A 13,842-nucleotide genomic window follows, 5' to 3' on the forward strand; every position below is an offset into this window, starting at 1 on the left:
CGGTCCGGTGTATCGCGTACTCATGACGACAGTCACAGATCGGTGATAACTTCGACGTAGCCGTCCCCCCGCGCGACGAGGAGGCCGCGCATGAGTCCCTTCACCGGCTCGACCCCCCGCACCTCCACCTGGCACCACATCCGCCTCGACCTCGCCCCCACCGGCGTGGCCACCGTCACCCTCGCCCGTCCCGAGAAACTCAACGCCCTCACCTTCGGTGCCTACGCCGACCTGCGCGACCTGCTCGCCGAGCTGTCCCGGGAGCGGTCCGTGCGGGCACTGGTGCTGGCCGGTGAGGGCCGCGGCTTCTGTTCCGGGGGCGATGTCGACGAGATCATCGGCGCCACCCTGTCCATGGACACCGCCCAGCTGCTCGACTTCAACCGGATGACCGGCCAGGTCGTGCGGGCCGTACGGGAGTGCCCGTTCCCGGTGATCGCGGCGGTGCACGGGGTGGCGGCGGGTGCCGGCGCGGTTCTCGCGCTGGCCGCCGACTTCCGCGTCGCCGACCCGTCCGCGCGCTTCGCGTTCCTCTTCACCCGGGTCGGCCTCTCCGGTGGCGACATGGGCGCCGCCTACCTGCTGCCCCGGGTCGTCGGACTCGGCCACGCGACCCGCCTGCTGATGCTCGGCGAGCCGGTGCGGGCGCCCGAGGCCGAGCGCATCGGCCTGATCAGCCGGCTGACCGACGAAGGCAGCGCCGACGAGGCCGCCCAGGCGCTGGCCCACCACCTCGCGGAGGGCCCGGCACTGGCGTACGCGCAGACGAAGGCGCTGCTCACCGCCGAACTGGACATGCCGCTGGCGGCAGCCGTGGAACTGGACGCCGCCACCCAGGCCCTCCTCATGACCGGCGAGGACTACACGGAATTCCACGCCGCGTTCACGGAGAAGCGCCCCCCGAAATGGCAAGGCCGATGACGGATGCCTTGCCTGTCACGCCGACCTCAGGGGCAGCGGACCCAGGGGCGCGGGGCGGTATCGATCTGCGGCTCCGCCGCGGGGCGCGACCAGCCACCGACAACCCGCAGCCGCCAACGACGACCAGCCACTCCCAACGCATCGCGATCATCGGCGGAGGCCCCGGCGGCCTCTACGCCGCCGCCCTCCTCAAACGCCTCCGACCCGATCGGGAGATCACCCTCTGGGAACGCAACGCCCCGGACGACACCTTCGGCTTCGGAGTCGTCCTCTCCGACGAAACCCTCGGCGGCATAGAACACGCCGACCCCGTGGTCCACGAGGCGCTGCGACAACACTTCACCCGCTGGGACGACATCGACATCGTCCACCGCGACACCCGCCACACCTCCGGCGGACACGGCTTCGCCGCCCTCGGCAGACGCCGGCTCCTGGAGGTCCTGCACGCCCGCTGCCGCTCCCTCGGCGTCGAGCTGCGTTTCCGCACGGAGGCGCCGTACCCGGCGTGGCTGGCGGAGACGTACGACCTGGTCATCGCCGCCGACGGCGTGCACAGCACCACCCGCGAGGCCTACGCCCAGGAGTTCCGCCCCCGGCTGACCGCCCACCGCTGCCGCTACCTCTGGCTCGCCGCGGACTTCGCCTTCGACGCCTTCCGCTTCGAGATCGCGGAGACCGAGCACGGCGTGATGCAGCTCCACGGATACCCGTACTCCGCCGACGCCTCGACCGTGATCGTCGAGATGCGGGAGGAGGTGTGGCGGGCGGCGGGCTTCGACGAGACCGAGGTGCCGGCCTCCGTCGACCGCTGCGCCAAGATCTTCACGGACGCCCTCGGCGGACGGCCGCTGCGCGCGAACAGGTCGGCGTGGACCACCTTCCGTACGGTCGTCAACGACCGCTGGTCGCACGGCAACGTCGTTCTGCTCGGGGACGCCGCCCACACCGCCCACTTCTCCATCGGCTCCGGCACCAAGCTCGCCGTCGAGGACGCCCTCGCGCTCGCCGCCTGTCTGGAGGAGCGGCCGACCCTGGCCGAAGCGCTGGCGGCGTACGAGGGGGAGCGGCGGCCCGTTGTCGCGTCCACCCAGCGGGCGGCTCGCGCCAGCCTGGAGTGGTTCGAGAACCTGCCCCTCTACCTCGATCAGCCGCCCCGCCAGTTCGCGTTCAACCTCCTCACCCGCAGCCGCCGCGTCACCCACGACAACCTGAGGCTGCGCGACCCGCACTTCACCGCCACCGTCGAGCGGGAGTTCGGCTGCCCCACCGCCACCCCGCCGATGTTCACGCCCTTCCGGCTGCGCGGACTGACCCTCCGCAACCGCGTGGTCGTCTCTCCCATGGACATGTACTCGGCCACGGACGGCGTGCCCGGCGACTTCCACCTCGTCCACCTGGGCGCCAGGGCACTGGGCGGCGCCGGCCTGGTGATGTCCGAGATGGTGTGCGTCAGCGCAGAAGGGCGCATCACCCCGGGCTGCGCCGGCCTCTACACGGACCGACAGGCCGAGGCCTGGCAGCGCATCACGGCCTTCGTGCACTCCCGGGCCCCCGGCACCGCACTCGGCATCCAGCTCGGCCACTCCGGCCGCAAGGGCTCGACACAGCTGATGTGGGAGGGGATCGACGAGCCGCTGAAGGAGGGCAACTGGCCGCTGGTCGCCGCGTCCCCGATCGCGTACGGGCCGGGCAGCCAGACCCCGCGCGAACTGACGCACACGCAACTCGCGACGATCCGCTCACAGTTCGCGGCAGCCGCGCGCAGAGCCACCGCCGCCGACTTCGACCTCCTCGAACTCCACTGCGCGCACGGCTACTTGCTCTCCGGCTTCCTCTCCCCGCTCACCAATCTCCGCACGGACGCGTACGGCGGCCCGCTCACCGCCCGTCTCCGCTTCCCTCTCGAAGTCTTCGACGCCGTACGGGAGGTGTGGCCGGAGGAACGCCCGATGACCGTCCGGATCTCGGCCACGGACTGGGCCGAGGGAGGTACGACGGCCGAGGACGCCGTCGCGATCGCGCGCGCCTTCGTCGCCCACGGCGCCGACGCGATCGACGTGTCGACCGGCCAGGTGGTGACCGGCGAACGTCCGGAGTACGGCCGTTCGTACCAGACCCCGTTCGCGGACCGCATCCGTCAGGAGGCGGGCGTCCCGGTGATCGCCGTCGGCGCGATCTCGTCCTGGGACGACGTCAACTCCCTGATCCTGGCGGGACGGACGGACCTGTGCGCACTGGCCCGCCCCCATCTCTACGACCCGAACTGGACCCTGCACGCGGCGGCAGAGCAGGGGTACGAGGGGCCGGGCGTCGTCTGGCCGGCGCCGTACCGGGCGGGCGCCCGACGCCCACGCACCGGACGCACGGACGCCCCCAAACCCCGGCTCAGCCTCGGGAGTTGACCTCGATGCGGACATCGTAGGGAGGTGGACACCAACTGCCCGACGTGACAACGGACTTCGCCGTGACGGGTCACGTACCGGACGGGAAAACGGCCGGGGTATCGGCGAAATCGCCGCCCACCGGGACGTCAGCGCCAGGTGCAGCACGACGATGGAGTCCTGCCGCCGGAGAGGAGGATCACCGGCCGCTCGAACCCACCCGCACCTCACGACGGGAGAGGTGCACGGCCTCGGACTCCGGCGCGTCCGGATGCGACAGGCGGAAGACGCTCACACGAGCCCCCGCTCGGCCAGCACCGAGTACACCGCGTCCGCCGACTCCGCCGGGGTCTGCTCCTGTGTGGGCAGGGTCAACGCCGGGTCGGCGGGCGGCTCGTACGGGTCGTCGACGCCGGTCAGACCGGTCAGCCGGCCCGCCGCCTGCCGGGCGTACAGGCCCTTCACGTCCCGCTCGCCGCACACCTCGACCGGGGTCGCGACATGCACCTCGATGTACGGCGTCCCGCTCGCGGCGTGCCGTTCGCGCACCGCCTCGCGGCTGTCGGCGTACGGGGCGATCACCGGGACGAGGGACAGGACGCCGTTGCGGGCGAGCACCTCGGAGACGAGTCCGATGCGCTGGACGTTGGTGTTGCGGTCCTCGCGGGAGAAACCGAGGCCCGCGGAGAGGAAGCGGCGGACCTCGTCACCGTCGAGGATCTCCACCCGGCGTCCCTCGGCTCGCAGCCGGTCACCGAGCACCTGGGCGATCGTCGTCTTACCCGCGCTCGGCAGTCCGGTGAGCCATATGGTGGCTCCCCGAGCCCTGGTGGGTCCCGCGGGCCCGGCCGTGGTGGTCATCGCAACAGTCCTCGCTTCTCTCCCGGCGTGCGGCCCCCCGGACGTTAGGTAAGAAACTTGAGAAGAGGCGAAGAGGAACCTGAGGGTTCCGTTAGTGACTCCTGATATGGCTGAGGTCACATCAGGAGCCATGTGTCCCGCGTGTCACGACACCGCACGTCACAGTCCCGCGAACCCCGCACCCGCGTCCCGCAGTCGTGCGTGCAGTCCCTGGAAGACGGCAGCCGAGCGGACGCCCGGCCAGTCCGCCGGGAGCAGGTGGGTGGGCAGGCCGGGGTCGGTGTACGGCAGGTGGCGCCAGGAGTCCAGGGCCACCAGGTAGTCGCGGTACGCCTCCTCGGGAGGGGTGTCCGCGCGCTTCTCCCAGTCGTGCAGCACGCGCGCGTGGCGGTCGAGAAACGCCTCGTGTTCCTTGGCGATCGCGGCCAGGTCCCACCAGCGGGAGACCGCCTTGACCGTCGCCGCGAAGCCCAGGTGCTCACCGCGGAAGAAGTCGACGTACGGGTCGAGACGCAGCCGCTCCAGCGTGTGACGGGTCTCCTGGTAGAGGCGCGCCGGGGCCACCCACACGCCCGGGGCCGCCGTGCCGAAGCCGAGTCCGGCCAGCCGGGAGCGGAGGACGTGGCGCTTCTGGCGTTCCGACTCGGGGACGGAGAACACGGCGAGGATCCAGCCCTCGTCGTGCGGGGGCGGCGCGGCGGCATACACGCGCCGGTCGCCGTCGTCGAGCAACTGGCGTGCGTCGGGCGAGAGTTCGTACCCGGCCGCACCCTGTGCCGTACGGGCCGGCAGGAGCAGGCCGCGGCGCTTGAGGCGGGAGACGGACGACCGGACGGAGGGTGCGTCGACGCCGACCGCGGCGAGGAGCCGGATCAGCTCGGCGACGGGTACCGGGCCGGGCATGAAACGGCCGTACGCGCCGTAGAGCGTGACGATGAGAGACCGCGGGGCGTGCTGTTCGGACACGTTGATCATTTTAGGCCGCCGGAATCCCTGCTGTTCGCCATTTCCGCTGGTCAACTACCCCTGGGGGATGACTTTTGGTCGAGATCACTTCAGGGTGGGGTCAGGTCGGCGTCAGTCGACGTCGGGTCGGTGCGCAGCCGGAAGCGTTGGAGCTTGCCCGTCGCCGTCCGGGGCAGGGCGTCCAGGAAGACGATCTCGCGCGGACACTTGTACGGTGCCAGCTCTCCCCGGACGAACGTGCGCAGCGCCTCCGCGTCCCGCCGTACGCCCTCCCTGAGTACGGCGTACGCCACCACGACCTGCCCGCGCGCCTCGTCACCCCGCCCCACCACGGCGGTCTCCACGACGTCCGGATGGCGCAGCAGGGCCTCCTCGACCTCCGGGCCGGCGATGTTGTACCCGGCCGAGACGATCATGTCGTCGGCCCGGGCCACGTACCGGAAGTAGCCGTCGCTCTCCCGGACGTACGTGTCCCCGGTGATGTTCCAGCCGTTCCGCACGTACGCCTCCTGGCGCGGATCGGCGAGATACCGGCACCCGACCGGACCGCGCACCGCGAGCAGCCCGGGCGTGCCGTCCGGCACCGGCTCGCCGTTCTCGTCCTGCACGCGCGCGTGCCACCCCGGCACCGGGACCCCGGTCGTGCCGGGCCTGATGTCCTGGTCGGCCGCCGAGATGAAGATGTGCAGCAGCTCGGTCGCGCCGATGCCGTTGATCAGCCGCAGGCCGGTGCGCTCGTACCAGGCCCGCCAGGTGGCCTCGGGCAGGTTCTCACCCGCCGAGACACAGCGGCGCAGCGAACCGAGGTCGTACGAGCCCAGTTCGTCGAGCATCGCGCGGTACGCCGTCGGCGCCGTGAACAGCACCGAGACGCGGTGCTCGGCGATGGCCGGCAACAGCTGTCTGGGGCCCGCCTGTTCGAGGAGGAGCGCACTGGCCCCGGCCCGCATCGGGAAGACCACCAGACCGCCGAGCCCGAAGGTGAAACCGAGCGGCGGACTGCCCGCGAACACGTCGTCCGCGCGGGGCTTCAACACGTGCCGCGAGAAGGTGTCCGCGACGGCGAGCACATCCCGGTGGAAGTGCATGCACCCTTTCGGGCGGCCGGTGGTGCCGGACGTGAACGCGATCAGCGCCACGTCGTCGGCCGCGGTGGCCACGGCGGGATACGGAGTGCCGGGCACCGGACGGTTCAGCAGGTCGTCGAGGCCGTCGCCGCCGTACGCCGTGATCCGCAGCCCCGGTATCCCCGCCCTGGCGAGGTCGTCGAGGGCCCGGATGTCGCACAGCGCGTGCCGCACCTGGGCGATCTCGCACATCGTGCTCAGCTCGTGCGGACGCTGCTGGGCCAGCACGGTGACCGCGACCGCGCCCGCCTTCAGCACCGCCAGCCAGCAGGCCGCGAGCCACGGCGAGGTGGGGCCGCGCAGGAGGACGCGGTTGCCGGGTACGACCCCCAGGTCCCGGGTCAGGACATGCGCGACCCGGTCGACGCGGGTGCGCAGCTCCCCGTACGTCCACACCTCACCGGCGGCGGTGCGGAACGCGGGGCGATCGGCCGCGGGACCGCCCAGCAGCTCGGCCGCGCAGTTCAGCCGGTCGGGGTAGCGCAACTCGGGCAGATCGAGGCGGAGGTCGGGCCACTGGCCCGGGGGCGGCAGACGGTCGCGCGCGAAGGTGTCCACGTGGGCCGAGGGGATCCGCCTGGCGGCCTCGGTGCGCTCCTCGGCAGCCCTGCCGTACCCGGGCTGCCTGGGATGCGTGGGGTCCATGGCGGTTCGCCCCCTTGTCGTGGTGGGCGTACTGGTGGGCAGGCAGAACGAGCGTATCGTGTTGGTGACGACAGTCAACGGTGCGCGATACCGTTGAGGAGGGGTCGCGACCGGTGGCCTCGGAGAGAGGACCGGCGATGCCCGCATTCTCGCTCGAACCGGCACAGGTCGCCTGGTGTGCCGAGCTGCGCTCGCTGGCCGCCGACCGGCTGCGCCCGCTCGCCGAGAAGGGCGAACCCGGCCGCGTCAACCGTCCCCTCGTCGCCGAACTCGGCCGACTGGGCCTGCTCTCCCGGCTGTTCACCTCCGGCGCGCTCGACCTGTGCCTGATGCGGGAGTCCCTCGCCCACTCCTGCACCGAGGCGGAGACGGCCCTCGCCCTCCAGGGTCTCGGCGCCCACCCGGTCCACGCCCACGGCACCCCGGCCCAGCGCGAACGCTGGCTGCCCCGGGTGAGTGAGGGCAGCGCGGTGGCCGCGTTCGCGCTGAGCGAGCCGGGCGCGGGCTCGGACGCGGCGGCCCTGTCGCTCACGGCCGCCCCCGACGGCTCCTCCGGCTGGCGCCTCACCGGCGAGAAGTGCTGGATCTCCAACGCTCCCGAGGCCGACTTCTACACCGTCTTCGCCCGTACGACAGCGGGGGCGGGGGCCCGTGGAGTTACGGCCTTCCTGCTCCCCGCCGACCGGCCCGGCCTCACCGGCACCGCTCTCGACATGCTCTCCCCGCACCCCATCGGCGCCCTCGCCCTCGACGCCGTACCGGTGACCGCCGACGACGTCATCGGCGAACCGGACCGCGGATTCCGGGTCGCCATGGGCACGTTGAACCTGTTCCGCCCGAGCGTCGGCGCTTTCGCGGTCGGCATGGCCCAGGCGGCCCTGGACGCGACCCTCGCCCACACCGGCCAACGGGACGCGTTCGGCGGCAAGTTGAAGGACCTCCAGGCCGTCGCCCACCAGGTCGCCGAAATGGCCCTGCGCACGGAGGCGGCCCGGCTGATGGTCTACGCGGCAGCGGCGGCGTACGACGACGGCGCCCAAGGGGTCCCGGAGCGCGCCGCGATGGCGAAGCTGCTGGCCACCGAGAACGCGCAGTACGTCGTCGACGCCGCCGTCCAACTGCACGGCGCGCGGGCCCTGCGGCGCGGCCATCTCCTCGAACACCTCTACCGGGAGGTGCGGGCACCGCGTATCTACGAGGGGGCGAGCGAAGTCCAACGGACGGTCATCGCAAAGGAGTTGTACAAGCGCTTGGACGGGGAGGCGGACGTCGGATGAGTGTCGAGCGGGTCAATCCGGCCGGTCTCTCGCCGCCCTCCGGCTTCTCGCACGCCGTCGTCGCCACCGGCTCCCGGCTGGTGTTCCTCGCGGGGCAGACCGCGCTCGACGCCGACGGGAAGGTCGTGGGGGACACACTGCCCGAACAGTTCGAGCGGGCCCTCGGGAACCTGCTCGCCGCGCTGCACGCGGCCGGCGGTGCCCCCGCCGACCTGGTCCGGGTCACCGTGTACGTCATGGACGTCGCCGAATACCGCGCCCAGGCTCCTCAACTCGGAGCTGTCTGGGGGAGGTTGGCGGGGCGTGACTATCCGGCGATGGCGGTCGTCGGCATCGTCCGGCTCTGGGACGAACGGGCCCTGGTCGAACTCGACGGCTTCGCGGTGCTGCCGTAGCGGGTCGGGGAGCCGGGCCCCGGGCCGATCAGGCGGCGGCTGTCAGGCGCTGCGGGGTGATCACGCTGCCGTCGGGCAGCAGCTCGCCGGTGTCGTCGAAGACGATCGCACCGTTGCACAGGAGGTTCCAGCCCTGCTCGGGATGGAAGGCGACGATGTGCGCGGCGTCCCGGTCGGGACGGTCGGCCGAAGGGCACGGGGGCTGGTGTGAACACATGATGTGCCTCTGGATCGGATGCTGGTGCTCGGGTGCGATGCGATGCTTCCTTGCCACATCTGACGATGCCCGCGCCGGGGGCCCGGCGCCAAGTCGTGTCGGGGAAGCGTGACACCACGCGGACGTGCTGTGACACCACCCTGACATTCGGAAATGATCCGAAAAGCGTGGCACTCGGAGCGCGCGACTCGCCGACGAAGGGGTGATGATCACGCGCGCGGGGGTGGGGGACCAGTACCTGTGGAGCCCCCACAAGGAGGTTTCCCCATGTCACTGTCCTTCTCGCCGTCCTTCCCCGCCCTCTCGTCCCTCTCCCGTGCCGCAGCCGTCGTCGTCGGCGCCGTACTGCTGGCGGTGGCCCCGGCCGCGACGGCGGTCCAGGCCGCGGACGAGGGATTCGACCAGGTGACGGTCGAATCCGGCAGCATCTCGTCCGACGGCGAGCTCACGCTTTCCGGCAGCTACCGCTGTCTCAGCACCGGCCACTCCGTCCGTGTCGCGGCCTCGATCGAGCGGGGCGAGAACGTCTGGTACGGCATGGACAGCATCCCCGCCAGCTGCGACGGCTCCTGGCACCAGTGGTCGAACACCAAGGCCACCGAGCCGGGCGCCTACAAGCCCGGCCCGGTGCGGGTGAAGACCAGCCTGGTGGAGTTCCGCCGCTCGGGCTTCATCCCGATGCCGACCGTCCACGCGGAGCAGGTCCAGGCAATCGTCCTCACCGGGGTCTGATCCGCACGCCCGGACCCACGGGACTCACGGGACTCACGGGACCGACGGGGGCAGACGGGGCCGCCCAGTGCTGTGCGCCGGCCGGCCCCCACATCCATGCCTCGGCCTCGTCGGGCGTACGGGGGAGACCGGTCGGCGGATTCTCGTGGCTGTCCGTCCTCCGGCGGCGGCGTCCGCTCTCAGCGGCTGAGGACCCGCTGGAAAAGAGAGTTGACAAGGCCTCTGACCTGGGCACTATCACTTTTCACGGTCATCGAAGTAGCTTCGGTTTGTGGAGTTGTGAATGAGAGTGGGTCTGACCAGCTCTTATCGAGCGGCGGCGCCTCGGCGCAACGCTACCGCCGTGATCGCCCCTGCGGTCAGAGCTGACGGCGCATCACGTCGATACAGATGGCCCGGGCGGCAGTCGATCGATCTCGCGGATATGGAGTGCCCAGGTTCATTCAACGGCCAGCCTTACTACCTGCTCGACTGGCGCTGAGCCCGACCCGCGGGTGCCCCGGGGCCAGGCTGGAACGCTCGGCCCCGGGGCGGAGTTCAGCACAGACGGACGGGGGCGGCCAGGTGGAGCAGCGAAAGGGCAGACGCCCGGTACCCCGGACACCCGCCCTCGTCAGCAGCCGACGGCTATGGCGTGACCTTCTCGATCAGAACGGTGCCGGCGCCCGCGACCGTACCGCGCGTGTTCAGCAGCCGTACCTGTCCGAAGAGGTCGCGTCCGTCGGGTCCGGTACCCGTGGCGGTGACGTCGGCGGACACCGTCGCCGGGTCGCCTGTTCCGAGGTTCACCGGAGCCGAGTCGTCGACCGCGACGGTGCCGAGCGTGGCGGAGAAGTACGTGTCGCGGTAGTCATGCGCGGTGGAGCCGCCCGGAACCGCGAAGCCGTAGACCTCGATGGTGTACTCGCCGACGGCCGGGTCGATGACGGAGGCCGTCTCCTCGGAGTCGGCGTCCGCGTCCTGCCCGACCAGGTTGCCGTCCTTGTCGTAGACCGTCAGGTCCAGGTCTGCGCCCGTATCGGAGGCACCGCCGATGACGACGTCCAGCGACGTGGCACCCTCGGGCACCTCGACGCTGGTGCTCTGTGTGGCGCCCTTGGTGATGGTCGGCCGCGTGGTCCTGGCAGAGCCGAGCGGGCCGCCCTCCACCGTGCTGTCGACCGGCGCGTGGCTATTCGTCACCTGCCAGGAGACCGCCACAGGCCCAGCGAGGTGTTGTGTTCGCGTTCACGCTGCTACCGGAGAGGCCGGCCCGCATGACCGAGGCGTCCGCGCGGACAGCGCTGTCGAAGTCCAACTGCCTGACGGTCGGCCGGATCCGAAGCACACGCCCGCGCCGGCGTCAGCGATCCAGATAGCCGTCGAAGAAGGTCGCGGCGCGCGCAACCGCGGTTTTCGACTCAGGGGCGTCGGGCACGAGGCTGTGGAAGACGTGCGGCATGCCTTCGTACAGGTCGAGCACCGCTTCATGTCGTCCGTCGCGGATCACCTGATATTGACGGACGAAGTTGCTGAGGAAGATCTCGCGCGTCCCACCCTGGATCAGGGTCGGTGGGAACGGCTTCGCGTAGTCGCCGTACACCGGACTGACATAGGGATGCTTCTGATCGGCCACATCGGCGTAGGCGTCCGCGGCCCATGCGAGCGATTCCGGAGTCAGGATGGGATCCGCGTCCTTCAGCGTCTCGTAGGTGTCGCCGAGCCCGGTGATGTCCGACCACGGCGAGACAAGCCACAGCGCCGCAGGCAGCGGCAGGTGCTGGTCGCGCATCTTCAGGACGGCGCCGGCTGCGAGCCCGCCGTCGGCGGAATCGCCGAAAAGTCCGATCGAGCGGGCGTCGAGCACGCTCGCCAGCAACGTCTTCCAGACCGCCAGGACCTGATCGGTCACCGCTTGCCAGCGCCCGCGCGGCGCCAGCGTGTAGTCGATCGATATGACTTCGTCGCCCGTCGCGGTGGCGATGAGCGCCGGCAGGCCGACCAACGTCGCGGACGAGAAATAGACATAGGCACCGCCGTGGACGTAGAGCAGCGCCCGTCCGCTCGACCTGTGCTCCCGCGGTGTGATCCGCACCACGGGCACGTCGCCGATCGTCTCGCGGCGGATCGTGGTCCCCAGCGTGGCGGCAAGCTGCTGGTTCCAGGGCGCGAACGCCGCCTCCATCAGCTTGTTCGCGTTGTCGAAGTCAGCGGTCGTTTCCGGCCTGGTCGGCGCGGGCTGCTGCTCGCCGGCCTCATACATCACCTTGAGTATCGCGGAGGCTTCGGGCGATACGGTCTCCGGCACCCGGAAGCGCGACGGCGCCACCCCCGCGTCCGTCTGGTTGATGGTCATCACGCAATCTCCCTTTGACAATGCTGACAATGGCTCGCCGACCGGTCGCGAGCGGGTTCGCGCGCTGACGACCCGGTGGCCCGTTCAACCGGAACCAGAGCGCGGACGGACCGTCATCAGCGCACGGACCGCCGGTTCGGCATCGGTCGTCAACGCGGGCCAGTGCCGCATCCACGCATTCGCAGCGTCACCTGATGCTCCGGGCGGACCGCCGCGCACGACAGCTTCCACCACAGCTGCCACACCCCACCCGACGCCAGCAGACAGCACGGACAGGCCCGGCTGCCGTACACCTCTACCCACTCCCGGCGCGCCGACGGCCAGTGCGCCTCGCCCGCGGAGAGCGCCGCCACGCTCAGCGACCCACCCTCGAAAACCGGCAGGTGCATCCTGTCCACCGTGCCGCCAGGGACACCCGTCGCTGCGTACACGGTCTGCCGGACCGCCTCATCGCATCGCACTCCGAGCACAGGGGGCCGGGCATCCGCATAAACCCCCCGAAGGCGCAGCCCCATCAGGTCGGCGACCTCAGTTGACGGGCATCGGTTCACGCGAGCCCTCCGATCCACCCACGACGCGAACGCCTCGTTCGTTTGCGGGACCGTGACCAGCGCTAATCCTCGTGGAGGCATACATGCACCCCTAGAAGGTGATCTAGGTCACCATCGCGTTGGGCTCCGCACCCTCATTTCCAGCGTCCGCCCTCAGCGGCGGCGGCGCGCAAGCCCAGGCACCCTTGGCGCGATGGGAGACATGTGACATTGTACTGGCGTGAGCAAGCGACTGACCTGCGATGTTGTGGTCATCGGTGCCGGAATGGTGGGCGCCGCCTGTGCCCTGTATCTCGCCCGGGCGGGTCTCGTGACCCTCGTCCTCGACCGGGGACCGGTGGCCGGTGGTACCACCGGCGCCGGTGAGGGCAACCTGCTCGTCTCCGACAAGGAGCCGGGGCCCGAGCTGGACCTCGCGCTGCTCTCCGCCCGTCTCTGGCAGGACCTCGCGGCCGAGCCGGGGATCGGCGGCGCCGTCGAGTTCGAGGCGAAGGGCGGGCTCGTCGTCGCCTCCGACGCCGAAGGCATGGCCGCACTGGCCGGCTTCGCCGCCGGACAGCGGGCGGCTGGCGTCGAGGCCGAAGTGGTCGGAGCCCGCCAACTCGCCGAGCTGGAACCGCACTTGGCCCCCGACCTCGCGGGCGGCGTCCGGTACCCGCAGGACTGCCAGGTGATGCCCTCCCTCGCCGCCGCCCAGGTCGTCCGGGCAGCCCGCCGGGCCGGGGCCGAACTGCGCACCGGCACGGCCGTCATGGACATTCTGCGCGCGCAGGACGGCTCCGTGCACGGCGTACGGACGGTGGCGCACGGCGACATCCACGCCCCGGTCGTCGTCAACGCGGCCGGCACCTGGGGCGGCGAGGTCGCCGCGCTGGCCGGGGTGCGCCTGCCCGTGCTGCCGCGCCGCGGCTTCGTCCTGGTGACCGAACCACTGCCGCCCGGCACCGTCCGGCACAAGGTGTACGCCGCCGACTACGTCGCCGATGTCGCCAGCGGTGACGCCGGGCTCCAGTCCTCGGCGGTCGTCGAGAGCACGGCCGCGGGCCCGGTGCTGATCGGGGCCAGCCGTGAACGGGTCGGCTTCGACCGGACCTTCTCCCTCCCTGTCGTGCGCCGACTGGCCGCCCAGGCGACGGCGCTCTTCCCGGCCCTCGGCACGGTCCACGCGATGCGCGCTTACCTGGGCTTCCGCCCCTATCTGCCGGACCATCTGCCGGCCATCGGGGCGGATCCCCGGGCGCCGGGGCTCTACCACGCGTGCGGTCACGAGGGGGCGGGGATCGGGCTCGCGGTCGGCACCGGGCACCTGATCGCCCAGTCGTTGACGGGCCGGACACCCGACCTCGATCTGACGCCGTTCCGCCCGGACAGGTTCGCGGGAGAGGAGAGGTGAGGAGCGTGAGGAAAACGATCCAGGTGAAGCAGGTGAAGAAA

13 protein-coding genes are annotated in these 13,842 nt (G+C 71.2%); 6 read left to right on the forward strand and 7 right to left on the reverse strand.

Annotated elements, in window-relative coordinates; genetic code table 11:
- Window positions 1-90: 90 nt before the first annotated feature.
- Window positions 91-921: an enoyl-CoA hydratase family protein gene (locus IEY89_RS13600; RefSeq protein WP_189147632.1), complete on the forward strand. Its 831-nt coding sequence runs from the start codon at window positions 91-93 to the stop codon at window positions 919-921.
- On the forward strand, window positions 918-3,323 hold the full coding sequence (locus IEY89_RS13605; RefSeq protein ID WP_189147633.1) for a bifunctional salicylyl-CoA 5-hydroxylase/oxidoreductase: 2,406 nt from the start codon (window positions 918-920) through the stop codon (window positions 3,321-3,323). The genes IEY89_RS13600 and IEY89_RS13605 overlap by 4 nt, the downstream gene beginning before the upstream one ends.
- 270 nt (window positions 3,324-3,593) lie before the next feature.
- On the opposite strand, the gene cysC is transcribed toward IEY89_RS13605, so the two are convergent.
- The 3 genes from cysC to IEY89_RS13620 form a co-directional block, all read right to left on the reverse strand.
- Window positions 3,594-4,163 (reverse strand): adenylyl-sulfate kinase, encoded by a 570-nt coding sequence (gene cysC, locus IEY89_RS13610; protein WP_189147634.1) that lies wholly within the window; start codon window positions 4,161-4,163, stop codon window positions 3,594-3,596.
- A 159-nt stretch (window positions 4,164-4,322) separates the two neighbouring features.
- Window positions 4,323-5,138, reverse strand: coding sequence for a PaaX family transcriptional regulator (locus IEY89_RS13615; RefSeq protein ID WP_189147635.1), 816 nt, complete (start codon window positions 5,136-5,138; stop codon window positions 4,323-4,325).
- A gap of 80 nt (window positions 5,139-5,218) precedes the next feature.
- Window positions 5,219-6,901, reverse strand: a complete 1,683-nt coding sequence (locus IEY89_RS13620; RefSeq protein ID WP_229695206.1) for an AMP-binding protein — start codon at window positions 6,899-6,901, stop codon at window positions 5,219-5,221.
- Between the two features lie 137 nt (window positions 6,902-7,038).
- Here IEY89_RS13620 and IEY89_RS13625 point away from each other — a divergent pair, with 137 nt between their 5' ends.
- On the forward strand, window positions 7,039-8,178 hold the full coding sequence (locus tag IEY89_RS13625) for an acyl-CoA dehydrogenase family protein (RefSeq protein ID WP_189147636.1): 1,140 nt from the start codon (window positions 7,039-7,041) through the stop codon (window positions 8,176-8,178).
- Window positions 8,175-8,573, forward strand: coding sequence for a RidA family protein (locus IEY89_RS13630; RefSeq protein WP_189147637.1), 399 nt, complete (start codon window positions 8,175-8,177; stop codon window positions 8,571-8,573). The genes IEY89_RS13625 and IEY89_RS13630 overlap by 4 nt, the downstream gene beginning before the upstream one ends.
- Before the next feature lie 28 nt (window positions 8,574-8,601).
- On the opposite strand, the gene IEY89_RS13635 is transcribed toward IEY89_RS13630, so the two are convergent.
- Entirely contained in the window at window positions 8,602-8,790 is a 189-nt protein-coding gene (locus IEY89_RS13635) for a DUF5999 family protein (protein WP_189147638.1), read from the reverse strand.
- A gap of 267 nt (window positions 8,791-9,057) precedes the next feature.
- On the opposite strand from IEY89_RS13635, the gene IEY89_RS13640 reads away from it, so the two are divergent.
- Complete coding sequence (locus IEY89_RS13640) at window positions 9,058-9,522, forward strand: DUF6299 family protein (protein ID WP_189147639.1); 465 nt, start codon at window positions 9,058-9,060, stop codon at window positions 9,520-9,522.
- Between the two features lie 627 nt (window positions 9,523-10,149).
- On the opposite strand, the gene IEY89_RS13645 is transcribed toward IEY89_RS13640, so the two are convergent.
- The 3 genes from IEY89_RS13645 to IEY89_RS13655 form a co-directional block, all read right to left on the reverse strand.
- Entirely contained in the window at window positions 10,150-10,704 is a 555-nt protein-coding gene (locus IEY89_RS13645) for a pre-peptidase C-terminal domain-containing protein (protein WP_373287237.1), read from the reverse strand.
- Window positions 10,705-10,864: 160 nt separating this feature from the next.
- On the reverse strand, window positions 10,865-11,857 hold the full coding sequence (locus IEY89_RS13650; RefSeq protein WP_189147641.1) for an alpha/beta hydrolase fold domain-containing protein: 993 nt from the start codon (window positions 11,855-11,857) through the stop codon (window positions 10,865-10,867).
- 149 nt (window positions 11,858-12,006) lie between these two features.
- Window positions 12,007-12,489, reverse strand: coding sequence for a TniQ family protein (locus tag IEY89_RS13655; RefSeq protein WP_189147642.1), 483 nt, complete (start codon window positions 12,487-12,489; stop codon window positions 12,007-12,009).
- A 139-nt stretch (window positions 12,490-12,628) separates the two neighbouring features.
- Between IEY89_RS13655 and IEY89_RS13660 the strand changes: the two genes are divergently transcribed.
- On the forward strand, window positions 12,629-13,801 hold the full coding sequence (locus IEY89_RS13660) for an NAD(P)/FAD-dependent oxidoreductase (protein WP_189147643.1): 1,173 nt from the start codon (window positions 12,629-12,631) through the stop codon (window positions 13,799-13,801).
- Window positions 13,802-13,842 lie beyond the last annotated feature (41 nt).

Origin of the sequence: Streptomyces lacrimifluminis (assembly GCF_014646095.1) — a bacterium.
Taxonomy (GTDB): Bacteria; Actinomycetota; Actinomycetes; order Streptomycetales; family Streptomycetaceae; genus Streptomyces; species Streptomyces lacrimifluminis.

Bases quoted from the DNA above. Each gene is read 5' to 3' on its own strand.
- IEY89_RS13625 (WP_189147636.1), top strand. From the start codon at position 7,039: ATGCCCGCATTCTCGCTCGAACCGGCACAGGTCGCCTGGTGTGCCGAG.
- IEY89_RS13635 (WP_189147638.1), bottom strand. From the start codon at position 8,790: ATGTGTTCACACCAGCCCCCGTGCCCTTCGGCCGACCGTCCCGACCGG.
- IEY89_RS13600 (WP_189147632.1), top strand. From the start codon at position 91: ATGAGTCCCTTCACCGGCTCGACCCCCCGCACCTCCACCTGGCACCAC.
- IEY89_RS13615 (WP_189147635.1), bottom strand. From the start codon at position 5,138: ATGATCAACGTGTCCGAACAGCACGCCCCGCGGTCTCTCATCGTCACG.
- IEY89_RS13620 (WP_229695206.1), bottom strand. From the start codon at position 6,901: ATGGACCCCACGCATCCCAGGCAGCCCGGGTACGGCAGGGCTGCCGAG.
- IEY89_RS13655 (WP_189147642.1), bottom strand. From the start codon at position 12,489: ATGCCTCCACGAGGATTAGCGCTGGTCACGGTCCCGCAAACGAACGAG.
- cysC (WP_189147634.1), bottom strand. From the start codon at position 4,163: ATGACCACCACGGCCGGGCCCGCGGGACCCACCAGGGCTCGGGGAGCC.
- IEY89_RS13605 (WP_189147633.1), top strand. From the start codon at position 918: ATGACGGATGCCTTGCCTGTCACGCCGACCTCAGGGGCAGCGGACCCA.
- IEY89_RS13630 (WP_189147637.1), top strand. From the start codon at position 8,175: ATGAGTGTCGAGCGGGTCAATCCGGCCGGTCTCTCGCCGCCCTCCGGC.
- IEY89_RS13640 (WP_189147639.1), top strand. From the start codon at position 9,058: ATGTCACTGTCCTTCTCGCCGTCCTTCCCCGCCCTCTCGTCCCTCTCC.
- IEY89_RS13650 (WP_189147641.1), bottom strand. From the start codon at position 11,857: ATGACCATCAACCAGACGGACGCGGGGGTGGCGCCGTCGCGCTTCCGG.